Consider the following 23,212-nt stretch of genomic DNA (forward strand, 5'->3'; position numbering starts at 1 on the left):
TTCGTGGACGGCAATGCAGATTCGGGAAGCTCTGCCAGTACAGTGGAGGGTCTGCGTGTCGTACGCGCTAAAATGGCTTCACACAACCACTTAGTTGTATCCCGTGCCCCAAAAATCACTTGTGCGGATTGCTTCGATAAGCTTCGAGAGGTTTAAGGCCTTTCGTGGTTACTCCCTCGTGCTCGACGGGATCAACATCTTGGTTGGGCCGAACAACTCAGGGAAGTCAACCATCGTCAGCGCGATACGAGCACTAGCTAGTGGGCTACGCGTCGCGCGTTCATCCGAGCCTGTACGTGTCACTCTACTATCCGGAATGACGCCTGGATATCGTGTGCCAGAATCTAGTCTTCCGATATCTTTAGAGAATGTGCACACAGACTATGAAGACACAGAAACTTCCATAGTTTTCGCGCTAAGCAATCGAAATAAGCTTCGTTTAGTGTTTCCTGCGGAAGGGGGTTGCTTTCTCATTCCAGAAGCAGAGGGCGTACGCATCACCTCGCGCGCGGCATTCCAAAAGCATTTTCCTATAACCGTGGCGTGTGTCCCCGTTCTTGGGCCAGTTGAACATCGCGAAGTCCGACGAGAGCGCAGTACAGTTCTCGGCGGGCTTTCTACGCATCGCGCATCGCGCCATTTTCGAAGCTACTGGCATCACTTCCCAGAGGGATTCACAGAATTTTCCGCGTTAGTGGCCCAAACATGGCCTGGAATGGAAATTCTGCCGCCCGAGGTCTCCGATCCGCTGAAAGGTGAACTAACCATGTTCTGCCGCGAGGATCGTATTGATCGAGAGCTCTACTGGGTCGGCTTTGGCTTTCAGGTTTGGTGCCAGATGCTTACGCATCTTTCTAGAGTTTCTGATGCAACGCTTGTCGTTGTGGACGAACCTGAGGTGTATTTGCATCCAGACGTACAGCGTCAACTTCTGGCCATCTTGAGAGAACTCGGCCCAGATGTTCTACTCGCAACGCATTCCACAGAAATCATGGCCGAGGCAGATCCGAGCGAAATCATCTTAGTGGATAAAAAATCATCCAGAGGCCTTCGACTTAAGGACACTGCAGGAGTGCAGCGGGCACTGGAAGCGGTGGGCTCGATTCAAAACATTACGCTGACAGCACTCGCCCGGAATCGTCGGGTGCTGTTTGTCGAAGGAATAGATGATTTCCGTCTGCTAAGGCGAATTGCTCGGCGCCTAGGCCTCTCCAATCTAAGCACTGGCACGGGAGTAACGCCCCTCGCCTCTGGAGGATTCGGTTCATGGCAACGGATTAACTCCCTTGCCTCTGCTATTGAGCCAGTGCTTGGTACTACGCTAAAAATTGCCGCTATTTATGACCGAGACTACTTCTGCGATGAGGAAGTAGATAGCGTCGTTGCCAGCCTCGCGAAAGATCTTCGACTTGCGCACGTTCTTGGAAGGAAGGAAATTGAGAACTACTTGCTGATCCCTGCGGTTTTGCAGAAGGCTCTGCAGTCTGCGGTGACAGAGCGCGCGCATCGCTCGAATAGCGTCCCCGACGTGCCCCTTGATGTTGCAAAAGAGCTCGACGAAATTACTTCGGCTATGCGAGACAATGTTCTGGCGCAGCTAATAGCCAAAAGGGCCACGTATTTTAGATCTAGCGGAAAGGATATCGCACAGATATCACGCGAAGCACTAACTTGGTTTTCGGCTAGGTGGGAACGAATCGAAACACGACTAGAAATGGTGCCTGGCAAAGAGGTTCTCGCGCAATTGCGGGATCGGATTCAAAGCAGACATGGCATATCCTTATCAGATGCCAGGATTGCGGATGCTATGAACCGAAGCGATATACCTTCTGATTTAATTGATCTTCTTGAGAAGATAGATGAGTTTCGTTCGAAATAGCGGATGAGGAAGGCGGACAGATTTATATTTGCACCCAGCACAGCATCATGCCTAGCCACCGCTCCGATCCTTTCCAGGCTTCACGAGAAGGAGTGCATCGTTTACCCGGCAGCGGCATTGCTCCGCGAAATGCTGAAGTTCATCAGCATTTGCCGGATACGCATCATGCATCTCGCCGGTGATGAGGTAATACTTCTCATAGTCAACCAATCGATTGGAAACCGGTATCGATAGATAGCATCGGCCAGAATCCTCCTCGCACCCGATGCTAAACCGAAGCTCCCTGCAGACGGCGGTGTCGATGAATTTCATTTGCCTCCGTGCCTAGCACCGCGTGGGCACGCTATGCTTTGCTCACCCTTACATTCGCTGTTAGACCTCGCCTGGTCTGCGAAGCAAGTAGTCGAACACGTCAAACATCATGAGCTTTATGTAAGTAAGGTCCGTCATAAAGAACTGCTTATCGCTGTCTTCAGCACCAACAAGCACTACGTTCTTAAGTATCTGATCAGGATTATCTGACAGATACTTATTTAACTCCTTCGCAAGGCGTATTAGATGAAATGTCGAGCTAATAATAATTAGATTGTTAGCCTTGCTAGGTTCGACGTACTTGCGCTGAAAGAATTCTGAGATGTTTGTCTTGGTGGTTGATGACTCGCTCTCGAAGCCAAACTTGTGCACCTTCGGAAGTGTTGCATGGCTGTTGTATTCCTTCAGCCGCTTCTTAAACTCGATAGACATCCGCTTAGACTCATCGGGTATTACTACCGGATCGCTTCCCTTTGGACTCGGATTCCGCCCGGAGAACACAACGGTAAAGTGGTGGCGCGCAAAAGACTGCGTGAATTCGACAGCGCGGCGAACACGCGCGCACAGCATCTCGCTGTCTTGGCATCCTGGGACTAAGATAGTGTTAACGAGGTTAGGGTCCGCACCTAAAACCTCTTGTACATGCTCTTCGTCAGCTTCTAAATAGCCAATATCGTGAACAATATCTCGGCAGCAGTAGAGAGCCTTTTCTAGTGAAATCTTTCCCAGATATCCCGCGTCGTAATTTGATGTGAATATCGACGCCGCAAGGTCCGCCAGGAACATCGGATCAGACTGAAGAACCGTTTCGTATTGCCGCAACTTGTCTTTGTAAACATGCCGCTTGAACGTGAACATTCGCATATATTCGGACAGATTCATTCTGCCGCCTGGGGCCGCAGCCTCTGAGCCAATTCGCTGAAGAAAGTACATGATGCCCCCTTAGTTGCTGCGCGACGCTGACTGCAGCGCTTCCTCCCCGACACGGCCGCCGCAACTTCTGCAATTGCCACCGCATCTCTGCAGGTCGTTCCCCATTGACACGCCGAATCTGGCTTCGTACAGACTCTTGGTAAGTTCGAATGCTTGAGCAAGTCGCTTCTTGTCTTCAATTCCCTCTAAGCCCATGTTCGGATCATGATGCAGGTAGCTTCCAAACAGGCTGTAGGTGTCCGCGAAGTACTTTCTTGTATCAAGAATATGAAAGTGCCAGAACGAATCAATGATAGTTGTTGGAACCAACTTCAGAGAGGGGTATTCAAGGAGGAGAGACAGGAATCGGCGGTAGTCTCTATCTGCGTCGTTACACTGCTCGAGGGTCCATCCTAATCCTTCTCCATCATCCATCAGCTTGCGATGAACCGTAGAGAAATCCAGCTTTGCGACTGCAGGATTGATTGTCCTTTCAGCGTTGCATGCGTTTGCTGATATAGCTGACATGAAGGTCTCCAACTGCTACAGAGTGTGCACAACAAATGAAGAGCCAAAAGGGGCAGATTTACTCTACAACCCCCGTTCATGCTTTCTTTCTGCCCCAAAAACAAAAGGGCCAAGTCGAAACCAACAGTTTCGAGCCTAGCCCCTCTACTTCAGATGCAGCAACCTGAACCAACTGTCAGGTTGTGGCCCAAGAAATCTCAATGCGATTTAAAAAGAAGCTAGGCTCGATTTGCAGGCCCATAGCCTTTTTTGATCCATCGAACACTTGGAGAAGCCGTGTTTAAGCCCGTCATTTTCTTGGTGTTGCTTGCACTGACTCATGCATTGCACGCTCAACAGTGCCCCAATGGGCAGTCCGTGATAGTGGACAATCCCGGGGTAAGTTACCGGTGTTCAGGTGGAATGCAGGCGCCTTCAATTCCCCAAGCACAGCGAAGCTACCCTGAGGGCTATCAGCGACCGCATGTTCCGGATGGTGGTGGCAATGGCTACGCGCAACGGAACGGCAGGAACTGGGAGCAGCAGCGCGTCGAATCGGAACGTTACTCGAACCAGCAGCGATTGCAGTCCGAAGCTCAAGCTCAGCGCCAGTTTCAGCAGAGTCAACGAGAGAGCCAACAGCTGCTGGAGCAGGAAGGATACATTGCCGATCCGAACCGTCAGTTAGTACCGCCCGTCATTGTTCGAAGAGAGCGTGGACCAAAACCTCTTTGGAACAACTACGCGGAACCTGTCTATCCACGGGTTAATGGCGCGACAGACGATGATCCATACGCACCGTACGTGTCTCCGGATCAATTCGATCCGAATAAGTATCCTGGCTACGACAACATCCCCCAGTCACCGCAGTACCGCTCTCCGGGCCTTGCAGGTGAAATACAGGATTTCTGCTGGGAAGTTGATTGCGGGGGAATACTTGCGGACCGAATAATTCCTGGGCCACTGGAGGCGGGTCGCCATTTGGCCCGACCCAAGCCACGTCGATAACCTGGCCGGAGACGGAGTGACATTCGTTTGCTTGCACCGACCTCCGGGTGGACACACTGCGCTTTGCCATCCTCCCTCGCTACTTTTTGGCTAGCAGCGGGATGACGAGCTTCTGGCGGTGCAACCACATCCGCTCCTTGCACGAAAAGATGAGGTCCGACAGTTCGCCAAGCTCTTCCGGCGACACACGCTTTTCCGGCACGTCACGCCGGTTAGAGACGAGCCGGCCTCCGGAGTAAAGACGCCCGTGGACCAGCGCATTCCGCCTGTCGAAGAGCTCGCGAGCTTCCGTCAGCGTCTCAAGTAAAGGCGCGAGAACTTCGGTATCCAGCTGGAGTGCGAGTCCCTGTGCGTGCTTGAGCTTTCTGCCGAAGGGCCACTGCTGTTGCTCATCGTCGAGCGGCTGATTTCCAGCAAGCGCCGCCAGCAACTCGTCCAACTCGCCTTCTGCATACGCAGCAAAGAGCGTAACGAGCCCTAGAGGCCGGATAAGATCACCTTCGTAAGCACCAATGGATGAAGGTGACACCATGCGTCCGGCCTCAGAGGCCCGTTCTTTCCCTCAAACCCCCGCCAACGCCTCATTCAGCGTCTTGCTCGGCCGCATCACCGCATCCAGCTTCGCGGCATCCGGCAGGTAGTAGCCGCCGATGTCGACCGGGCGGCCCTGCACGTCGCCGAGCTCTCCGAGGATGGTCTTCTCTTTCTCGGTGAGGGTCTTGGCCAGGGGGGCGAAGCGGGTGGCGAGGGCCGCGTCTTCGGTCTGTGCTGCGAGTTCCTGGGCCCAGTAGAGGGCGAGGTAGAACTGGCTGCCGCGGTTGTCGAGCTGGCCGGTCTTGGGCGAGGGGTTCTTGTTGTTGTCGAGCAGCTTGCCGGTGGCGGCGTCCAGGGCCTTGGCGAGGATGCGGGCCTGCTTGTTGCCGGTCTTGATGCCGAGCTCTTCGATGCTCACGGCCAGGGCGAGGAATTCACCGAGCGAGTCCCAGCGCAGGTGGTTTTCTTCCACCAGCTGCTTGACGTGCTTGGGGGCGGAGCCGCCGGCGCCGGTTTCGTACATGCCGCCACCGGCCATCAGCGGGACGATGGACAGCATCTTGGCGCTGGTGCCCAGCTCCATGATGGGGAACAGATCCGTCAGGTAATCACGCAGGATGTTGCCGGTGACGGAGATGGTGTCCTTGCCGCGGATGAGGCGCTCGAGCGTGTAACGCATGGCGCGCACCTGCGACATGATCTGGATGTCAAGCCCGCTGGTGTCGTGGTCCTTGAGGTAGAGCTTCACCTTCTTGATGAGCTCGTTCTCGTGCGGGCGGTATTCGTCGAGCCAGAACACGGCGGGCATGCCGGAGTTGCGGGCGCGGATGACGGCGAGCTTGACCCAGTCGCGGATCGGGGCGTCCTTGACCTGGCACATGCGCCAGATGTCGCCCTCTTCAACCTGCTGGGTGAGCAGCACTTCGCCGGTGGCGATGTCGATGACGCGGGCTTCGCCGCCCTCGGCAACCTCGAAGGTCTTGTCGTGCGAGCCGTATTCCTCGGCCTGCTGGGCCATGAGGCCGACGTTGGGCACGGTGCCCATGGTGACGGGGTCGAAGTTCCCGTTGGTTTTGCAGAAGTTGATCATCTCCTGGTAGATGCGCGCGAAGGTGCTCTCGGGCATCACGGCCTTGGTGTCCTTGGGACGGCCGTCCGCACCCCACATCTTGCCGCCGATGCGGATCATGGCGGGCATGGAGGCGTCTACGATGACGTCGTTCGGCGCATGCAGATTGGAGATGCCCTTGGCGGAGTCCACCATGGCCAGTTCGGGCCGGTGCTCGTGGCAGGCGTGCATGTCGCGGATGATCTCTTCGCGCTTGGAGCTGGGCAGGTTCTCGAGCTTGTCGTAGAGGTTGACCAGGCCGTTGTTGACGTTGACGCCCAGCTCGTCGAACAGGTGGCCGTGCTTGGCGAAGGCGTCCTTGTAGAAGATGCGTACGGCGTGGCCGAAGACGATGGGGTGCGAGACCTTCATCATGGTCGCCTTGACGTGCAGCGAGAACATGACGCCGGTCTTGCGCGAGTCTTCCATCTGTTCTTCGTAGAAGGCCAGCAGGGCTTTCTTGCTCATGAACATGCTGTCGATCACTTCGCCTTCGAGCAGCGAGACCTTGGGCTTGAGCAGCAGGGTGCGGCCGTCGCGGGTGACCAGCTCCATCTTGACGTCGCGCGGGCGGTCCAGGGTCATGGACTTTTCGCCGTGGTAGAAGTCGCCGTGCTTCATGTGCGCGACGTGGGAGCGGGAGGCCATGCTCCAGTCGCCCATGCTGTGGGGGTTCTTGCGAGCGTATTCCTTGACGGCGTTGGGGGCGCGGCGGTCCGAGTTGCCTTCACGCAGCACGGGATTGACGGCGCTGCCCAGGCACTTGGAGTAGCGCTTGCGGATGGCGGTTTCGGCGTCGGTCTTGGGGTCTTCCGGGAAGTCCGGCACCGGGTAGCCCTTAGACTGCAGCTCCTTGATGGCGCTGGTGAGCTGGTGCTGGGAGGCGCTGATGTTGGGCAGCTTGATGATGTTGGTGTCGGGCAGCAGGGTGAGCTTGCCCAGCTCGGCGAGGTTGTCGGGTACGCGCTGTTCCGGCGCCAGGAAGTCCGAGAACTCGCCCAGGATGCGGGCGGCCACGGAGATGTCGCTGGTGACGACCTGGATGCCGGCCGGCTCGGTGAACGCGCGGACGATGGGCAGGAACGAGGCGGTGGCCAGCAGCGGCGCCTCGTCGGTCAGGGTGTAGATGATGGTCTGGTTCTGCTGGGTCATTGGCGACATCCTGGTGTCTGCGTCTTCTCGGCTAGTGATTGCTTTTTGTGGCGGGAGAAGACGAATGGGGAACGAAGGGCCCTGCTGTTTTAACCCAGACGGGGCCGTTTCGTCTCCACCCCGGTGCGTGGGGTGGTGATTTTCCGGGCCCGGCTGCGCTGCCGGTGGCGAAGGAATGGCCAGGGGCGGGGGTATTTTGGGGTGGGGGGATGACGGGCGGGTGATGGGGAGGGGATGGAGGCCCGAGGTAGGGCAAGGCAGGAGCGGTTGCCGGCGAGGGAGCGAAGCCCGCTGTATTTCTGCTCCCCTCGCCCGCTTGCGGGAGAGGGGCTGGGGGAGAGGGTTTCTGTAAATCCCGGCTTGGCTAATCACAGGAAATTTTACAGAAACCCTCTCCCGGCCCTTCGGGCCACCCTCTCCCGCAGGCGGGAGAGGGGACGGCTCACTAGCTGACTTCCACCCCGATGGAATGGATGCTGCCTTCCACCGAGCCGCCGGCGTCCACCACCAGCCAGGGCAGGCCCAGTTGTTCGAGCCAGTCGCGGCCCTTGTGGCCCTTGAGCATGGCGATGGTGGTGGCGGTGCCGGCCACCAGGCATTGCTCGGCCAGGACGCTGACGCTGGCCAGGCCTTCGATGGGCCAGCCGTTGTGGGGGTCCAGGATGTGGCTGTAGCGGCGGCCGGCGAGCTCGAAGTAGCGCTCGTAGTCGCCGCTGCTGGCGATGGCGCCGCTGCTCAGCTCGATGCTGGCGACGGGGGTTTCCGGCGCGCGCGGGTGGCGGATGCCGACGCGCCAGGGGCTGCCGTCGGGCTGGGGGCCGAGCACGCGGATGTCGCCGCCCAGCTCGATCAGGCCGTGGTGGACGCCCATGGCGGCGAGCACGCCGGCGGCGCGGTCGGCGGCGTATTCCTTGCCGAAGCCGCCGAAATCCAGCTCCATGCCCTTGTGCGGCAGGACCAGGCGCGGCTTGCGCCATTGCAGCTTGTGCCAGCCGACCAGGGGCAGCAGGGCTTCGAGCTGGCCGGGCTGGGGGAGTTTGCGGGCCTTGAAGTCCCAGGCGCGGCGCAGCACGCCGGAGGTGGCGTCGAACAGGCCGTCGCTCTGCTCGTGGGCGGCGGCGGCGTAGTCCAGCAGGGCGGCGGTTTCGGGGTCTACGTCGGTGCCGGCGCGGTCGCCGGCGCTGGCGTTGATGCGGGAGAGGACGCTGTCTTCCTTGTAGCGGGAGTACTTGGCCTCGATGCGGTGGACCTCCACCGTGGCGGTGGCGGCCGCGCGCTGCAGCAGGGCCTCGTCGCGGGCGAACAGCTGCAGGGAGCAGGGTCCTCCCATGGCGTGGAAGCTGAAATGCTGGAAACGCATGGGGGGAAGCTTACTCTCCCACTGGGTTTCGCTCACCCCCTGGAACTGGTGACGGATTGGTGGTTTGTGACGGTTTTTGGATTTGGATTGGGGGAGGCTGGAGCCTTCAATCGGCGGCGCGGTGCGTGACCGCCGCTACTGCCCCCTCACCCTGACCCTCTCCCCGCTCGCGGGGAGAGGGAAATTAAAAACCCCCTCTGCCTTGTCAGGGAGAGGGGGTTGGGACCCGCCAGCGCTCAGAACCGGTACGTCGCGCGCAGCTGCACGCTCCAGTAGTCGATCAGGGCCGGGTTTTCCACATCCACGCTCTTGAGGGCGAAGTCCTTGCTGGCCTTGTAGTACTCCAGGCCACCGCCGAAGGCGAGGGCGCCCACGGCTTTGCTGACGTCCACCCGCGCGGACAGGGCGCCGTAGGGGGAGAGGCGGTAGTCGCTGGAGCCGAAGCCGTCGCCGCGCGGGGCGTTGTAGTACGGGGCGTAGAAGAAGGCCTGGCTCTGGGAGTACCAGCGCAGCGAGGGGATGATGCGCAGGTTGTCGGGCAGGGACTGGGCCCAGGCGACTTCCAGGGTGTGGGCGTCGATCTCCCAGTCGTCGTGGTAGTAGCGGTAGTCGACATGCACGGCGGCGTTCTGCTGCGTCAGGAAGTGACGCAGCTTGGCGCTGGCGGCCCAGGACTGGCGGCCGTCGGGGCGGCTTTCCTGGGCGGTGTTGGCGGTGCTGGTGAGCCAGATGCGCTTGTAGGGGTCGGTGAGGTAGCCGTCGCCCTTCTGGTAGCTGAGGCTGCCCTGCACCACGGTGTTGGCGTTGAGCACCAGGGCGGCGCCGCCGTAGAGCGTGAGGGTGCTCTTGTCGTCTTCGTCGATGCGGTCGAAGCCGGTGAGCTGCACGGGCTTGATAGTGTCGCTGGAGTAACCCAGGCCGCCGGTCCAGGTGACGCCGTTCTCGTCGTCTTCCAGCTCCAGCTCGACGCCGGCGTTGATCGCCTCGTAGTCGTCTTCGGTGGAGTAGCCCAGGGTGAAGGCGGTCTGGAACGGGGCGACCGGCAGGGAATAGGTGCCCTGCAGGTCCACGCGTTCCTCACGGATGCTGGCGCCGCTCATGACCACCTGCGGCGCGCCGTTGGTGCCGGGCTGGATCCACCAGGGCGAGGCGCCGCTCATGGTTTCGTAGGTGAGGTTGAGGCCCACGGCGCTGTCGCCCAGCGGGGCGACCACGCGGAACATGTGCGACAGGATCTCGTAGCGCTCGGAGGCGTTGCCGGCCGACTTGGAGCCGGAGATGTCGCCTTCCTTGTAGTAGCTGAAGAGATAGTCGGACTGCACTTCGGCGGCCAGGGCGACGCCGGGCAGGGCAAGGGCGGCCTGGGTGAGCGCGGCCAGCGCTTTGGAGGTGTTCTTCATGTTCTTAGTTGCACCCGCAGCCGCCGCCACCGAGGGAGGCGCCGCCGGAAGCGGCTTCCTTGCTGAACTGCACGTGCCGCCGGAATTCGGCGGTCAGCGGATCGGGCTCCCAGGCCATTTCGGACTTGGCGAGCGTGCCGCGCTGCCAGGGCTGCACGTCCTGCTTGGTGGTGGCACAGCCCGACAGCAGCAATGCGGCCAGTACGGCGCCGCTGGTCAACTTCAGCCTCATGATTTCTCCCCTAGGGTCTTGTCGATCAGCGCTTCCAGCGCCGGCAGATCTGTTGTCCTGAATCCCTCGTGCACGTGGCGCACGATACCGTCCCGTCCGATCAGGTAGCCAGTGGGCATGGTCGGCAGCTCGAAGCGCTCCGGCCAGCTGCCGCTGGGGTCGTAGACCACCGGGAACGTGACGGGCAGGCGCTTGAGCGCGCGGTCGGCGTCGGCGCGGTCCTGGTCGATGTTGACGCCGATCACCACGAAGCCGCGCGAGGCCCATTGCCTGTAGAGCCGCTCGTACTGGGGGATGGCCTGGCGGCAGGGCGCGCACCAGGAGGCCCAGAAGTCGACGTAGACGACCTTGCCCTTGTACTGCGCCAGGCTCACGGGCTGCTGGCCGGCGTTGGGCGCCACCAGCGGCGGCGCGGCCTCGCCCGCCTTCACGGCGTGGCTCAGCGGCGAGGCCAGCATCAAGACCAGGGCCAGGCCCAGGGCAACACGCATCTGCAGCTCCTCCAGATTGGTTGGCAGGGAGACCCAAGGGGCAACCCGGCGCGCCATCCCTCTGCGGGGACGGTCCACGACATGATGGCATCCTCGCCGGCCGGCGGCGACGGCGCGATATCCGTATGGGTCAGGCGATTGATAATTGCGGTCAGAGCCCGTGCTAACCGGCCTCCCGGCGGAAGTCCGGGTGGCCGCGGGAGAGGCGGTTGAGGGCGCCGCTCATGGTGCTTTCGCCGTCGGTGATGGCCAGGCGCAGGCGGCCGCCGGCGTCGGCGATCTGGGCGTCGTAGCACAGTCCCTGGGGGTGGCTGGCGGGCTTGAAGCGCAGCTGCAGGCGCAGCAGGCCTTCCAGCGGCTCGTCGCCGTAGCGCTGGATGCGGCCGAAGCGGATCGGCAGGGCGCCGGCGTTGCGCAGCTCGCGCGCCCAGACGAAGGCCAGCTGCGGCGGCACGTCGAGCAGGCCGGGGTCGAACAGCCAGCGGCCACTGGCGTGGCGCTCGCCCAGCAGGCGATGCGGCGAGGAGGGATGCACTTCGGCGTCGATGCCCGGCGGCGCCAGCGCGGTGATGGCGCGGATGAGATGGAAGCTTTCGCCGTGGAACAGGATCTCGTTGTAGGTGCGCGCGGCGTCGATGGTCACGGCGTCGGGCAGCGGGTCTTGCTGCAGCAGCGGGCCCTGCGGCAATGCGGCGGAGAGCACGGCGGTGGCGCGGTAGCGCGGCAGCTGGGTGTGGACGTCGATCAGCTCGACGGTGACGGTGGGGTAGCCGTCGGCGTCGGTGCCCGCGTCGGTGGCGCGCAGGATCACGCGGCGCGGGTTGCGGTTCTCGAAGACGATGCCGGAGAACTGCCGCGCGTCGCGCAGCTCGGCGATCTGCCACTGCGGCCAGCCGGCGGCGACGCGCTGGGCCATCAGCTCCAGCGCCACGGCCATGGGCAGCACCGGCTTGCCGTCGACGACGTGGTCCATCAGGTAGGGGTCGTCCTGCAGGCTCAGGCTCTGTTCCAGCGCGGGCTCGTTGCCCTGCGGCGCGGGGCGCAGCAGCGGCAGCACCTGGGCCGGGCCGGCGGGGCGTGAGGGGCGCGCGCTGCAGCCGTCGAGGCGCTGGCGCAGTTGCTGGCGGTATTCGCTCAGGCCCGGCGCGGCGGCGAGCGCGTTCATGCTCAGCCCCTGGCGCCGTAGCCGCCGTCCACGGCGAGCATGTGGCCGTGGATGTAGCTGGCGGAGGTGGAGCAGAGCCAGACCACGGCCTTGGCCACTTCCTCGGCGGCGCCGGTGCGGTTGATCGGCGAGGTGGCGATGACGGTGCGCGGATCGGGATGCGGCCGCGCCAGCACGCGCAGGCCCATGCCGGCTTCGATCAGCCCGGGGCAGACGGCGTTGATGCGCACGCCCTGCTCGGCGTAGGCGATGGCGGCCGACTTGGTCAGGCCGCAGATGCCGTGCTTGGTGGCGGTATAGGGCGCGCTCATGCCGCCGCCCACGCCGAACACCGAGGAATTGTTGACGATGCAGCCACCGCCCTGCTCGAGCATGGCGAGGATTTCGTACTTCATGCAGAGGAAGGTGCCGGTGAGGTTGGTGCGCACCACGCGGTCCCAGTCGGCCTCGTCCACGTCGGCCAATGGCACGCGCAGCGCGGGCATGCCGGCGTTGTTGAAGGCGGCGTCGATGCGGCCGAAGCTTTCGCGCAGGCTGCCGATCATCTTCTGCACCTGCGGGCCGTCGCCGATGTCCACGGTGTAGGCAAAGGCTTCGCCGCCCAGCTCACGCACCGCGGCCACGGTCTCCTCGGCCTGCTCGGCCTTGCGGTCGCAGACGGCGACGCGGTAGCCGGCGCGCGCAAACTCGATGCAGGCGACGCGGCCGATGCCGCCGCCACCGCCGGTGACCAGCGCCGTCATGGACGCGGCGTTCACGAGGGCGCGCCTTCGTTGGCGGCGGCTGCGAGCGGCGCGGGGTGTTCCAGCGAGGCGGCCAGTGCGGCCATGCCGGCGAACAGCAGCCCGGCGATGATGATGGCGCGCAGGCTGAGGCTGCCGGCGGTGTCGCCGGTGGCTACTTTCTCTACCGCGTGAATGGCTTGACGACGCAGGCGACGCATACCGGTTCCCTCCAGCCCTGGACGGCCGCCTTTTCTCCAGCGCGACTTCTGAGTGCGCGCATCTTCAGGCGCTGGCTACTGAGTGACCATCGCATTACGTGCCAAGGTCGGGATCATTTGAGGCCAAGCGTTTTGTGCTTGCCGTGGGGACGAAGAGGCTTGTCTGTGCGGCCTCTGCGGGGTGCGGGGGAGCACGGGCGCGCTTGTCTCCCTCTCCCGCTGGCGGGAGAGGGTTGGGGTGAGGGTGGTGCAGGCCAATAGCGTCACAGCTCGGTTATCTGCCTCAAGCCTCCACCCTCACCCCAGCCCTCTCCCGCCAGCGGGAGAGGGAGACAAGATCAGCAAGGCCCGCCCGCCGCGGCCCAGGCATCCACCGCCTGCATGAACTGCGGATGCGTCAGCGGCGGCAGCGTGCGACCCGCACCGGGGCTCCAGCCCCAGAGCACCAGCGGGTCCGCGCGCATGTGCTCCACCAGTGCGGCGATGTCCCTGTCGCCGTTGCGGCTGCGATCGATCAGGGTCTGGCAGAGCCGGGTGTTGTCCAGGCCCTCCCAGCCCATGCTCAGCGGTGCGAGATGCCAGTGCGGCGCACCGGGGACGCGGGCGTGGTCGATGTTGGTTTCCTGGTGGCAGGCGGCGCAGTGCAGCGTGGGCGCGCCGTGGCCGTTTTCGCCGCGCACGACGTGCTGCGCGTGAGGCACGCGCTCGTCGCCCTGGCGCGGGAAGTCGGTGACGGTGTGGCAGTTCATGCAGCGCGGGTGCTTGAGGACTTCGGCGATGGGGTCGAAGAGGGTGGCGGCTTGGGTGATAGAGGGAAGCAGCAAGAACAACAGAAGCATCACTGCAACCGCGCTTATTACTCCCTCTCCCGCTGGCGGGAGAGGGAGACATGAAGCTGTTCTCTTCGGATCGTGCATGATCAATCGATCCTCAAATGCTTCTTCATCGGCAACTCGCGGATGCGTTCACCCAGCGCGCCGAAGATCGCATTCGCCAGCGCCGGCCCCACGGCGGGCACGCCCAGTTCGCCCACGCCGCCCGGCTCTCCGCCGCTGTTCACGAACACGGTGTCGATGCGCGGGGTCTGGTGCATGCGCAGGATCGGGTAGTCGTGGAAGTTGCCCTGCTGTGGCTCGCCGTCTTCCAGGGTGATCTCGCCGAACAGCACCGAGCTGAGCGCGAATACGGCGGCGGATTCGATCTGGGCGGCGACGAGATCGGGGTTGATGGCGGTGCCGCAGTCCACGGCGCTGGTCACACGGTGGATCTTGAGCACGCGGTCGGCACCGACGCTGGCCTCCACCACCTGGGCGATGCAGCTGCCGTAGGCCTGGAACACGGCGATGCCCTGGTGATGGCCGGCGGGCGCGCTGCCCCAGCCGGCGGCACTGGCGGCGGCGTCGAGCACGGCCAGCAGGCGCGGCGTCCCTTGCAGCAGGCGGCGGCGGTACTGCAAGGGGTCCTGGCCGGCGGCCTGCGCCAGTTCGTCGAGGAAGGCTTCGCGAGCGTAGACGTTGAAGCTGCTGCTGACCGAGCGCATCCACAGCACCGTCACCGGGTCGTAGCTGGAATGCACGTCGACCCGTTGGTTGGGGATGGCGTAGGGCAGGTCTGTTGCACCCTGGGCGGAGTTGGTTTCCGTGCCGGCGAGGCTGCCGAGTTCGTCGATGACGGCGTTGCCGATGAGGGACTGCGCGACCATGCGCTGCGCCCAGGACGAGGGCAGGCCCTGTGAGTCCAGCGTGGCGCTGAGGCGGCTGGAAGCGGAGGGACGGTAGTAGCCGCCGCGGATGTCGTCCTCGCGCGTCCACATCACTTTCACCGGCTTCTGCAGCACCTTGGCGACCTGGGCGGCCTCGTCGACGAAGTCGTGCGCGCTGCAGGCGCGGCGGCCGAAGCTGCCGCCGGAAGGCAGTGTGTTGAACCTGATCTGCGCCGCCTGCATGCCGAGTACCCGGGCGGCGACGCCGCGGTCGCCGTCGGGCCACTGGGTGCCGGTCCAGATCTCGCAGCGGCCGGGCGCGTAGTCGATGACGACGTTGAGCGGCTCCATCGGCGCGTGCGCGAGGTAGGGGAAGTGATAGTCGGCGCTGATGACGGTGTTGCCGCGGCGCTGCAGCTGCGCGCCGCTGCCCTTGCGGTGCAGCACGGCACCGAGGCGGTCGAGCTTTTCGGTGTAGCGCTGGCGCTGCTCGTCGCTGCTGACATGCGGGCGCGAGGAGCGCTGCCACTGCACGGCCAGCCGGTCGCGGCCCTGTTTGGCAGCCCAGAAGTCCTGGGCCACCACCACCACGCCGGCATCCACCACGAACACGTCCTCCACGCCGGGCACGGCCATGGCCGCCTCGCGGTTCCAGCTTTCCGGTGTGTCGGCGCCGGAGCCCAGGCGCCCGCTCGGCGCCGGCCGTGCAATCAGCGCGATGAGCATGCCGGGGATGTGGAGGTCGCTGCCGAAGACGGTACTGCCGTCGGACTTCTGCGCGCCGTCGAGGCGGCGCTTGGACTGGCCGATGATGCGGAAGTCGGCGGGGTTCTTCAGCACCGGGTTGCGCGGGGCGCGCAGCTGCGCGGCGGCGCCGGCCAGCTCGCCGTAGCTGGCGCTGCGGCCGCCGGCGTCGTCGATCACGCGGCTGGCCTGGGTGCGCAGGCGGTCTTCGCTCACGCCCCAGAGACTGGCGGCGGCCTTGACCAGCATTTCGCGGATGGCGGCACCGGCGCGTCGCTGCGGCAGGTAGACACCCCGGACGGTGGCGCTGCCGGCGGTGAGCTGGCTGAAGTTGCGCGGGTTGGCGTAGTCGCGTGCCGTGGGCGACTGCTCCCAGCTGACCTGCGACCAGTCGGCGTCGAGTTCCTCGGCCACCATCATCGGCACGACGGTACTGGTGCCCTGCCCGATCTCGGCGGAGCCGACGATGATCGTGATGCGGTTGTCGGGCGCGATGCGGACAAAGGCGTTGGCCTGCCAGGCGTCGCCCACGGGGCCCGGCCCGGGTGTGGGCGGCGCCTGCACCGGCTCGGATTCCGGCGCGAAGTTGCAGGCGGCGAGCAGGCCGCCGCCGGCCATGGCCGACACGCGCAGGAAGTCGCGCCGCGTCATGCCGCTGCCGTCGGAGGCGGCCATTTCAGAGGTCCCCGGCGACGCGGTGGATGGCGGCGCGAATGCGCGTGTACATGCCGCAGCGGCAGAGGTTGCCGGACATGGCCTGGTCGATGTCGCGGTCGCTGGGATGCGGGATGCGCTCCAGCAATGCGGCGGCGGCCATCACCTGGCCGGACTGGCAGTAGCCGCATTGCGGCACGTTCATCTCGACCCAGGCGGCCTGCACGCGGCGGCCGATCTCGCTGGCACCGATGCCTTCGACGGTGGTGATGTCGCGGTTCTCCAGCGTGCCGCAGGGCAGGACGCAGGCGCGCGCGGGCTGGCCGTCCACATGCACGGTGCAGGCACCGCAGAGCGCGCGGCCGCAGCCGTACTTGGTGCCGGTGAGGCGCAGGTCGTCGCGCAGCACCCACAGCAGGGGCTTGTCGGCGGGGGCGTCGACTGCGTGGGCGTCGCCGTTGATTCGGAGGGTCGGCATCGGTTCGGTCTTCGGACAGCGAATGCTCGCCCCTGCGTGCGGGCCCGCCCAGGCGGCGGGCGGACAGGCGGTTGATATTGGCGGTCAGCTACGGGGACTATCCGCTGGCTGCGGCCGGCCGGCCATTTCCGCAAGGGCCAAGTGGGGTTGCAGGAAGGGGCAGTTCGGAGCTTTTCAATGTAGGAGCGGCTGTCAGCCGCGATCGCCGGTGATCATGATGACCGACCTTCGCGGCTGACAGCCGCTCCTACAAAAGACGGGGTGGCTCTTCCTTACGGAGCCTTGCGCCGGAACACCGACAGCGCATTGCCGTTGTCGGACTGCCCCTCGCCCAGCAACCCGCGCTCGGCGATGACGATATCGGTCGGCTGGAACATCGGCGGGCGGCCGTAGGTGATGGCGGCGGGGCCGTCGAAGATCGGGCCGGAGTTGGCCAGCAGCTTGCCGCTGAGGTCGAACATCAGCAGGCTGTTGAGGAAGTTGTTGGCGATCAGCAGGCGGTCGCCGATCACCTCGATGTCGTCGTAGGTGGCCTGGCTGCTGGCGACGCGGCGCAGTTCGCCGACCGTGCCATCCGGACTGACGTCGAAGGCATGCACGGCGGACAGCGTCAGGCCGCTGCTGAGATAACCGACGATGTAGAAGGTGTTGCCCTTGAGCACCAGGCCGTTGGCGCCAGGCAGCTCCAGCAGGCCGTTGGGACCGAGCAGGCGCAGGCCGAAGACCTTCTCCTCGTCCAGCACCTTGAAGGGGTCCCTGGGGTCGATGTGGGTGCGCACCACCGAGGTCAGCGTGACCAGGTCCGGCATCGGGCCGCTGGTGGAGTAGAGCGCGCCATCGGGGCCGAAGGCCAGGCCGTTGGGCGTGGGGTAGCCCTTGTACTGGTGGATCTTGCTCAGGCGCATGCTGGCGGTGGGACCGAGCCGCGCGGCCCAGAGGCCGCGGCCGGTTTCGTCGTTCATGTAGAGCACGCCGTCGCGGATCGCCAGGCCCCCGAGCGACTGGCTGTGCTCGCCGTCGGCCGGGATCGCCACGGCCTCGAAGCTGCCGTCGGCGTGCCTGATGATCTCGTACAGCTCCCAGCCGGTGACGAACAAGCGGCCGTCATCGGTGAAGATCAGGTTCTCGGCCTCGGGCACATGGGCCAGCACTTCCTTCTCGCCACAATCCTCGGTGATGCACAGCCGCTTGGGGTCGGGCTCCGCGTTGCCGCCGCCGGGGGATGAATCGCCGCTGCCGCCGCAGGCAGCGAGCAGCAGCGCGGACAGGGCCAGCGCGCAGATTCGTGATGAGGACTTCAAGGCTCTCTCCACCCTATGTCGTTATGCCCGCCAGCTTTGGCCGGCAAGGGCCGGCATGCAATTGCCTGGCGGCCAGGCCTGGCTGTCAGTTGCAGCGCCGGGCGCCCAGCTTGATCAGCGGCTCGACGATGCCGCCGACCAGGCCGCCGTCGAAGCGCGCCGTGAGATAGAGCAGGGCCGGCACCGCGTACGCCACGGTGCCGGTGACGTGCTCGCCGGCCAGGCCGCGCACGAAGCTGATCGGCGTGCCGGCATCGCACCAGGTGTCCACCAGCGCGGCGGTGCCGGCCACGGGGATGATCTCGTCGAAGGTCTCGTGGTAGATGAACATGTCGGCGGTGGGCGCCTTGCCGGGCTGCGGCAGCGTGACCTTGTCGCGCACCGCGATGGCGCCCGGCGTGCTGAAGGGATCGGCCACGGTGGTGTAGTCGGACAGGCTCTTGAACAGCGCCAGCGCGGAGTTGTCGCTGACGCAGCCGTCCTTCATCTGCTCGAACAGGGCCTTGCCGTCTTCGTTGAGGATGGCGGGCGGCAGCAGCTCCGGGTAGGCGCGGTTGGCGCCGACGATGCCGCCGAGGATCAGGCCCATGAACGGCCCGCCCTCGACACGCTGCACGACACCGAACAGGTCGGCCGGCACACCGCCGGCGGCGACGCCCACCAGGTTCAGTTCCGGCGCGTAGTCGGGCTGCATCGACGCTGCCCAGGCCGTGGCCAGCGCGCCGCCGGAGTAGCCCATCATGCCCACCGGCGTTTCGGCGTTGAGGCCCAGGTCCTGGAAGCTCAGCGCCGCGCGGATGCTGTCGAGCACGGCCTGGCCGGAGAGCTTGCCCACGCCGTAGGCTGAGTAGGGGCCCTCGTAGTCGGGCAGCACGATGGTCCAGCCCAGGGCCAGCTGGCCGAGGATGTAGATCAGCGTCTCGGCCTGGTTGTTGTAGTTGGCGATGCCGCCGCGCAGGGTGCGCGAGGGCGTGCACTGCGCGCCGAGGCTGTCGTAGGCGAACTGGTAGGACAGCAGCGGCGGATGCGCCGACAGCGAGGGCAGCAGCGGCTTGACCACGGTGGTGACGGCGGCCAGCGGTCGGCCGTTGGCGTCGCGCGTGACGTACTGGATCTGCCAGGCCTGGCCCGGCAGCGGGATCGACAGCCCAGGGCGGAACGGCACCTTGCGGGCCTTGATGACGGTGCCGGGCGCGGCCTTGGCCGGGAAGGGTTCGGGCTGGTCATAGAAGCTGTCCGGGTCGGGCGTGGGGGCGAAGGGCACGCGCTTGATCAGCGCGGCGCCGCTAAGGCCGTCGCTGCTGCTGCTGTCACCGCCGGATTCGCTGCCACCGCTGCAGGCTGTGAGCAGGAGGGCCGCCGTGAACAGGCAGGCCAGGGCGGCGCGGGGCAAGTACGGGTGATTCATTCTTCCTCCAAAAACGGGACGGCGCATGTGCTGCGCTCTGGGCCGGTAGTGTCGGGGGAAGGCGGGGAAGGCGCGCGGGTCGCGGGGGCCAGTTGTCTTAGCAGGAGAGGCCAGCGGGATGGGCGGTCGGGTGTGGGGGGTGAGCGGTGGCAAGCCGTGCAAGAGGCAGGCCGTTTGTCCCCACTCCCGCTTGCGGGAGTGGGATACAGGGAGAGGGTTTCTGTAAATCTAGCGAATGGCTCCTGCCGCTTGTTCTACAGAAACCCTCTCCCCATTACCCCTCTCCCGCAAGTGGGAGAGGGATGATGTGTTCTCAGCCCTTGCGCCGAAACGCGTCGTCGTAAAGATTGAGGTCCGGCAGCTGCAGCGCCTCGGCATTCTCGAAGCCCGGCGCCAGGTGCTCGCGCCAGCGCTGCATCATCGCTTCGCGCTGCTCGGGCTTCAGGTAGGGCACGTGCCAGGCGGCGAAGGTGGGCAGCACGTCCATGCCGACGTAACCCAGCGTGCCCTGCGTCAGCGGCTTGAGCATGGCGGAGAGTTCGCCGTGCACGCCGCCTTCGCTGAGCATGTCCTCGCGGCCGCCGAGGGTCAGCGCGATCAGCGCCTTCTTGCCGCGCATGCCGCCCTGCTCGTAGATGCGCTTGCCGCCGTAGAACACGCCGGAGATGAACACGCGGTCGATCCAGCCCTTCATGATCGCCGGCACCGAGAACCAGAAGATCGGGAAGCTGAGGATCAGCAGGTCGCAGGCCTTGATTTTCTCGATCTCGTCGCGGATCTGCGGGTCGATGCTGCCGGCCTCGTAGGCCGAGCGCTGCTCCAGCGCGTAGGTCAGGTAGTCCGGCTTCTTGCGCGTGCCGAAGTCGGCGGCGCTGGCCACGGGATTGAAGCCCTGCTGGTAGAGGTCGGAGATCACGACGGCATGGCCCTGCTCGCGCAGCACTTCGGCAGCGGTGCTGCACATGGAGGCGCAGAAGGACTGGGGCTCGGGATGGGCGTGGACGATGAGGACGTTCATGGGTTCATCACAAAAAGGAGGGCGGGAAGCTTAGCGCATCCCCGCCCTCCTGCATTACCCGCCGCAAAAGCCCTTACAACGTCTTCAGATACTCGATCAGCGCGCGCCGCTCGGGGTCCGTCAGTTCCTTGGTGAAGTCGTGCCCCGAATTGCTCTTGCTGTAGCCGTTGGTGTTGTAGACCGCGCGCTCGTTGACCGCGTCCTTGCCCGGCGCGGCGAAGTAGTCCGCCATCACCTTGAACGGGAAGACGATGAAATCCAGCGCGGTCGGCACGGCCTGGTCGAAGGAACAGGCGAGGTAGGGCACGCGGCCGAGGGCGTCGCAGCGCATGCGCTCGTACTTCCAGCCGAGCTTGTCGTAGTCGTAGGCGCGCTTGAGGTCGGTGTCGAAGCCGCGCTCGCCCTGGGGGCCCGCCTCGGACAGCGGCGCCTGCTGGCGCAGCCAGATTTCCGGGCGGTCGTCCGGCTTCAGCACATCCCATACGGTGGGCACGCTGCCGTTGTGCAGGTAGGGCGCGCTGGCCCAGACGCCGTGCAGGGGCTGCGCGGTGTAGCCGCCCTTGGTGCCGAGCTTGCACTTCTGCTCCGGGTCTTTCGGCGCCGAGGTGGGGTCGAGATCGGACAGCAGGTCTCCGAACGGCGTGCCGTAGTAAGGGCGGCTTTCCGGGGCGACGAAATCCCGCGCCGCGTCCGGGTAGCTGAACCAGGCCTTGGCCAGCAGGCCGTCGCCGTAGGGGCCCGCCACGGCGGTGGCGCCGTTGAGCGCGGTGAACATGTTGGACTGAGCACCGTCGGTGCGGATGATGTTCATCGGCACGGTGGCGCCGCTGTAGCCGGTGAGGCGCGCGTCCGGCAGGTAGCCCGGCTGCTGGCCGTAGCGCGGCGAGTAGGCGCCGTGGCAGCTGGCGCAGGAGCCGTTACCGACCGGCGGCCTGGGGATGTCGCTGTTGGCGCCGTCCGCCCAGAGGTCCTTGTTGTGGAACAGGATGGCACCCTGCTCGGCCAGCGCGGTGCTCACCGCCGGGCCGACGAACTTCGGCGCCTCGACCGCGTTGAGCCACATGTCCAGGTCCTGGTAATCACCTTCGCGCGCCTTGCTCCAGTGGCCGTTCTCGTTGTTGGTGGAGGACGGGAAGAAGTTGCCGCGCGAGCTGCCGGCACTGCCGAAGCCCACCCACAGGTAGCGCGTCTTGTTGTGCGTCCACCACCAGGTGGGCATGTCCTGGTCGCCGCCGGTGAGCGGGGCCGAGGGAATCAGCTTGCCGAGCACGTCGGCGCGCAGCAGCGGGTTGCGGAAGTCCAGCGTCTCCAGGTTACGGCCGATCAGCACGTTGACGATTTCCTGGTCGGCGGCGTTGCTGCCGCGGGTGCGGTTGGCCATGTAGCCCGGGGTGTCGAGGTTGGCGCCGAAGGCATTGGGGCCGACGGTGCCGTTGGCACGCTCGATGTCGGCCAGCGCCAGGCCGGTGTCGGTGTTGCTGCCGTTGACGCTGACGAAGGTGCCGTCGGGGCCGCCGCCGTACAGCTCGGGGTGGCCGTCGCGCCTGGCGCTGTTGCCGATCACTTCGCCCTTGCCGATCTGGCCGACGTGGCAGGCATAGCAGGTGACACCGAGGTTGCCGGTCCATTTGCCGGCGTCGTCCTTCATCTGCACGATCGCCAGCGGCAGCTGCAGGCTGCCGCCATTGGTCGCGTTGGGGTCTTCGCCGGGCAGCGGGAAGGGATTGTTGTAGACGTGCCTGGGCCAGCCATAGCGCTGGTAGGCCACCTTGGCGAGCAGTGCGCTGGCGGCGGCGGGATCGGTGGGGATTTCGTAGCCGAGATAGTCGATCAGGTTGTAGAGCGACTGGCGCGTCAGCACCTTGCCGGTGATGGCGTTGTGCATGATGTACTTGCGGCCGCGCTCCACCGCCGCGCTCCATTCGCCGCAGGTTTGGGGCCGCGGCTTGGCGGAGTAGATCGGCTTCATGCCCTTGGACACGAGGATCTCGTTCTGCTTGCGCTGGTTCTCGAACAGCGCCGGGGTTTCGCAGATCTCGAATTCGTCGTTGTACCAGACGGCGTAGTCGGGGTTGTCGAGGTTGTCGCCGCTGATCAGCTCGCGCGGGTCCTGCGGCAGCGGCGTGGCGGCAGCCTTGCCCTCGCAGAACTGCGCGGCGTAGTTGCGGCCGCCATTGGCGGCCAGATCGCCCAGCAGCGGCGGCAGGCTGGTGTTGCCGCCACCGATGGCCCCGCCGAGCAGGCCGGCGCAGGAGGCCGGGCTGTCCCAGCAGCCGAGCAGGATCTTCATGTTGTTGTAGGGCGTGCTGCCCTTGGGCCAGGGCGAGCCGCCGCTGTGTACGTGCTCACCGGAAGCGTTCTGCAGGATCAGGCTGCTCTCCACGCCACGGCCCAGTGCGGCCCAGCTGGCCTTGAGCAGCGCGTAATCCCGCGACTTGTCGGAGGACAGCATGAAGCGCCGGCCCTCGTCGGTGTCGGCGACGCCACCCTGCACATGGCAGGTGCGGCAGAAGTCCATGCCGGGCGCGACGTTGGCGCTGAAGTGGCCCTGGTCGTCCTTGGCCGCGGTGCCGCCGCCGCCGGGGCTGCTGCCGCCATCGCTGCCGACGGTGCCGCCGCTGTAGTCGCTGCCGCAGGCGGTCAGTGCCGCCGCCGCCATCAGCATCGTCGTGGCGATGCCCTTTTTGTACTGAAACATGAAGCTCTCTCCCATACGCTCATGGCTGGAGTCCGGGCGGACTCCTGGCTGGGTTCACTATCCGTCCGGGCCCGGGAGTGCGGCCATAGCCGCAGATGACGATAGGGATGTCATTGCGGGCCATTCGCTTCGGGCCAGCGCAGGAGAAGCGCCGGCAGGGCGCAACCCCGCCTGTTTGTTAGCGGATTGCGCCAATTTGCTTGTCG

The 23,212-nt window shown here is 64.8% G+C and carries 20 protein-coding genes; 1 reads left to right on the top strand and 19 read right to left on the bottom strand.

Annotated elements, in window-relative coordinates:
- The first annotated feature begins 121 nt into the window (after positions 1 to 121).
- The gene (locus D0B54_RS23750) at positions 122 to 1,879 is read left to right on the top strand and encodes an ATP-dependent nuclease (RefSeq protein ID WP_256365906.1); all 1,758 of its coding nucleotides are present in this window, start codon (positions 122 to 124) and stop codon (positions 1,877 to 1,879) included.
- A gap of 51 nt (positions 1,880 to 1,930) precedes the next feature.
- Here D0B54_RS23750 and D0B54_RS23755 read toward each other — a convergent pair whose 3' ends face one another.
- The 19 genes from D0B54_RS23755 to D0B54_RS23840 all read right to left on the bottom strand — a co-directional run bounded on the left by D0B54_RS23755 (position 1,931) and on the right by D0B54_RS23840 (position 23,006).
- A complete protein-coding gene (locus tag D0B54_RS23755) occupies positions 1,931 to 2,191 on the bottom strand; it encodes a hypothetical protein (protein ID WP_117294812.1) in 261 nt (86 codons plus the stop codon).
- Positions 2,192 to 2,251: 60 nt separating this feature from the next.
- Positions 2,252 to 3,073, bottom strand: a complete 822-nt coding sequence (locus D0B54_RS24550) for a hypothetical protein (RefSeq protein ID WP_205527228.1) — start codon at positions 3,071 to 3,073, stop codon at positions 2,252 to 2,254.
- Between the two features lie 60 nt (positions 3,074 to 3,133).
- Positions 3,134 to 3,631: a glycine-rich domain-containing protein gene (locus D0B54_RS24555; protein WP_162932668.1), complete on the bottom strand. Its 498-nt coding sequence runs from the start codon at positions 3,629 to 3,631 to the stop codon at positions 3,134 to 3,136.
- A 1,066-nt stretch (positions 3,632 to 4,697) separates the two neighbouring features.
- On the bottom strand, positions 4,698 to 5,057 hold the full coding sequence (locus D0B54_RS23765; protein WP_162932669.1) for a hypothetical protein: 360 nt from the start codon (positions 5,055 to 5,057) through the stop codon (positions 4,698 to 4,700).
- Between the two features lie 123 nt (positions 5,058 to 5,180).
- Entirely contained in the window at positions 5,181 to 7,412 is a 2,232-nt protein-coding gene (locus tag D0B54_RS23770) for an NADP-dependent isocitrate dehydrogenase (protein WP_117294817.1), read from the bottom strand.
- 445 nt (positions 7,413 to 7,857) lie between these two features.
- The gene (locus D0B54_RS23775; protein ID WP_117294819.1) at positions 7,858 to 8,772 is read right to left on the bottom strand and encodes an FAD:protein FMN transferase; all 915 of its coding nucleotides are present in this window, start codon (positions 8,770 to 8,772) and stop codon (positions 7,858 to 7,860) included.
- Between the two features lie 236 nt (positions 8,773 to 9,008).
- The gene (locus tag D0B54_RS23780; protein WP_117294821.1) at positions 9,009 to 10,172 is read right to left on the bottom strand and encodes a DUF3570 domain-containing protein; all 1,164 of its coding nucleotides are present in this window, start codon (positions 10,170 to 10,172) and stop codon (positions 9,009 to 9,011) included.
- A 4-nt stretch (positions 10,173 to 10,176) separates the two neighbouring features.
- A complete protein-coding gene (locus D0B54_RS23785) occupies positions 10,177 to 10,404 on the bottom strand; it encodes a DUF4266 domain-containing protein (RefSeq protein ID WP_117294823.1) in 228 nt (75 codons plus the stop codon).
- A complete protein-coding gene (locus tag D0B54_RS23790; protein ID WP_162932670.1) occupies positions 10,401 to 10,895 on the bottom strand; it encodes a TlpA family protein disulfide reductase in 495 nt (164 codons plus the stop codon). The genes D0B54_RS23785 and D0B54_RS23790 overlap by 4 nt, the downstream gene beginning before the upstream one ends.
- Positions 10,896 to 11,058: 163 nt before the next feature.
- Entirely contained in the window at positions 11,059 to 12,060 is a 1,002-nt protein-coding gene (locus D0B54_RS23795; RefSeq protein WP_117294827.1) for a polyketide synthase dehydratase domain-containing protein, read from the bottom strand.
- 2 nt (positions 12,061 to 12,062) lie between these two features.
- Positions 12,063 to 12,818, bottom strand: a complete 756-nt coding sequence (locus tag D0B54_RS23800) for an SDR family oxidoreductase (protein WP_205527229.1) — start codon at positions 12,816 to 12,818, stop codon at positions 12,063 to 12,065.
- Entirely contained in the window at positions 12,815 to 13,003 is a 189-nt protein-coding gene (locus tag D0B54_RS23805; protein WP_117294831.1) for a hypothetical protein, read from the bottom strand. The genes D0B54_RS23800 and D0B54_RS23805 overlap by 4 nt, the downstream gene beginning before the upstream one ends.
- A gap of 338 nt (positions 13,004 to 13,341) precedes the next feature.
- Positions 13,342 to 13,842, bottom strand: coding sequence for a hypothetical protein (locus D0B54_RS23810; RefSeq protein ID WP_117294833.1), 501 nt, complete (start codon positions 13,840 to 13,842; stop codon positions 13,342 to 13,344).
- Between the two features lie 80 nt (positions 13,843 to 13,922).
- Entirely contained in the window at positions 13,923 to 16,124 is a 2,202-nt protein-coding gene (locus D0B54_RS23815) for a xanthine dehydrogenase family protein molybdopterin-binding subunit (protein ID WP_117294835.1), read from the bottom strand.
- A 1-nt stretch (position 16,125) separates the two neighbouring features.
- Entirely contained in the window at positions 16,126 to 16,581 is a 456-nt protein-coding gene (locus D0B54_RS23820; RefSeq protein WP_117294837.1) for a (2Fe-2S)-binding protein, read from the bottom strand.
- Between the two features lie 272 nt (positions 16,582 to 16,853).
- On the bottom strand, positions 16,854 to 17,882 hold the full coding sequence (locus D0B54_RS23825; RefSeq protein ID WP_117294839.1) for a hypothetical protein: 1,029 nt from the start codon (positions 17,880 to 17,882) through the stop codon (positions 16,854 to 16,856).
- Between the two features lie 85 nt (positions 17,883 to 17,967).
- Positions 17,968 to 19,290 (bottom strand): lipase family protein, encoded by a 1,323-nt coding sequence (locus tag D0B54_RS23830; RefSeq protein ID WP_162932671.1) that lies wholly within the window; start codon positions 19,288 to 19,290, stop codon positions 17,968 to 17,970.
- 313 nt (positions 19,291 to 19,603) lie between these two features.
- Positions 19,604 to 20,308, bottom strand: a complete 705-nt coding sequence (locus tag D0B54_RS23835; RefSeq protein ID WP_117294843.1) for an NAD(P)H-dependent oxidoreductase — start codon at positions 20,306 to 20,308, stop codon at positions 19,604 to 19,606.
- 73 nt (positions 20,309 to 20,381) lie between these two features.
- Positions 20,382 to 23,006, bottom strand: a complete 2,625-nt coding sequence (locus D0B54_RS23840) for a hypothetical protein (RefSeq protein WP_117294845.1) — start codon at positions 23,004 to 23,006, stop codon at positions 20,382 to 20,384.
- Positions 23,007 to 23,212 lie beyond the last annotated feature (206 nt).

Origin of the sequence: Solimonas sp. K1W22B-7 (genome assembly GCF_003428335.1) — a bacterium.
In the GTDB taxonomy this organism is placed as follows: Bacteria; Pseudomonadota; Gammaproteobacteria; order Nevskiales; family Nevskiaceae; genus Solimonas_A.

Coding starts and splice junctions, on each gene's coding strand:
- D0B54_RS23805 (WP_117294831.1), bottom strand. CDS start 13,003: ATGCGTCGCCTGCGTCGTCAAGCCATTCACGCGGTAGAGAAAGTAGCC.
- D0B54_RS24550 (WP_205527228.1), bottom strand. CDS start 3,073: ATGAATCTGTCCGAATATATGCGAATGTTCACGTTCAAGCGGCATGTT.
- D0B54_RS23775 (WP_117294819.1), bottom strand. CDS start 8,772: ATGCGTTTCCAGCATTTCAGCTTCCACGCCATGGGAGGACCCTGCTCC.
- D0B54_RS23770 (WP_117294817.1), bottom strand. CDS start 7,412: ATGACCCAGCAGAACCAGACCATCATCTACACCCTGACCGACGAGGCG.
- D0B54_RS23820 (WP_117294837.1), bottom strand. CDS start 16,581: ATGCCGACCCTCCGAATCAACGGCGACGCCCACGCAGTCGACGCCCCC.
- D0B54_RS23785 (WP_117294823.1), bottom strand. CDS start 10,404: ATGAGGCTGAAGTTGACCAGCGGCGCCGTACTGGCCGCATTGCTGCTG.
- D0B54_RS23795 (WP_117294827.1), bottom strand. CDS start 12,060: ATGAACGCGCTCGCCGCCGCGCCGGGCCTGAGCGAATACCGCCAGCAA.
- D0B54_RS24555 (WP_162932668.1), bottom strand. CDS start 3,631: ATGTCAGCTATATCAGCAAACGCATGCAACGCTGAAAGGACAATCAAT.
- D0B54_RS23840 (WP_117294845.1), bottom strand. CDS start 23,006: ATGTTTCAGTACAAAAAGGGCATCGCCACGACGATGCTGATGGCGGCG.
- D0B54_RS23835 (WP_117294843.1), bottom strand. CDS start 20,308: ATGAACGTCCTCATCGTCCACGCCCATCCCGAGCCCCAGTCCTTCTGC.
- D0B54_RS23755 (WP_117294812.1), bottom strand. CDS start 2,191: ATGAAATTCATCGACACCGCCGTCTGCAGGGAGCTTCGGTTTAGCATC.
- D0B54_RS23780 (WP_117294821.1), bottom strand. CDS start 10,172: ATGAAGAACACCTCCAAAGCGCTGGCCGCGCTCACCCAGGCCGCCCTT.
- D0B54_RS23810 (WP_117294833.1), bottom strand. CDS start 13,842: ATGCTTCTGTTGTTCTTGCTGCTTCCCTCTATCACCCAAGCCGCCACC.
- D0B54_RS23815 (WP_117294835.1), bottom strand. CDS start 16,124: ATGGCCGCCTCCGACGGCAGCGGCATGACGCGGCGCGACTTCCTGCGC.
- D0B54_RS23830 (WP_162932671.1), bottom strand. CDS start 19,290: ATGAATCACCCGTACTTGCCCCGCGCCGCCCTGGCCTGCCTGTTCACG.
- D0B54_RS23790 (WP_162932670.1), bottom strand. CDS start 10,895: ATGCGTGTTGCCCTGGGCCTGGCCCTGGTCTTGATGCTGGCCTCGCCG.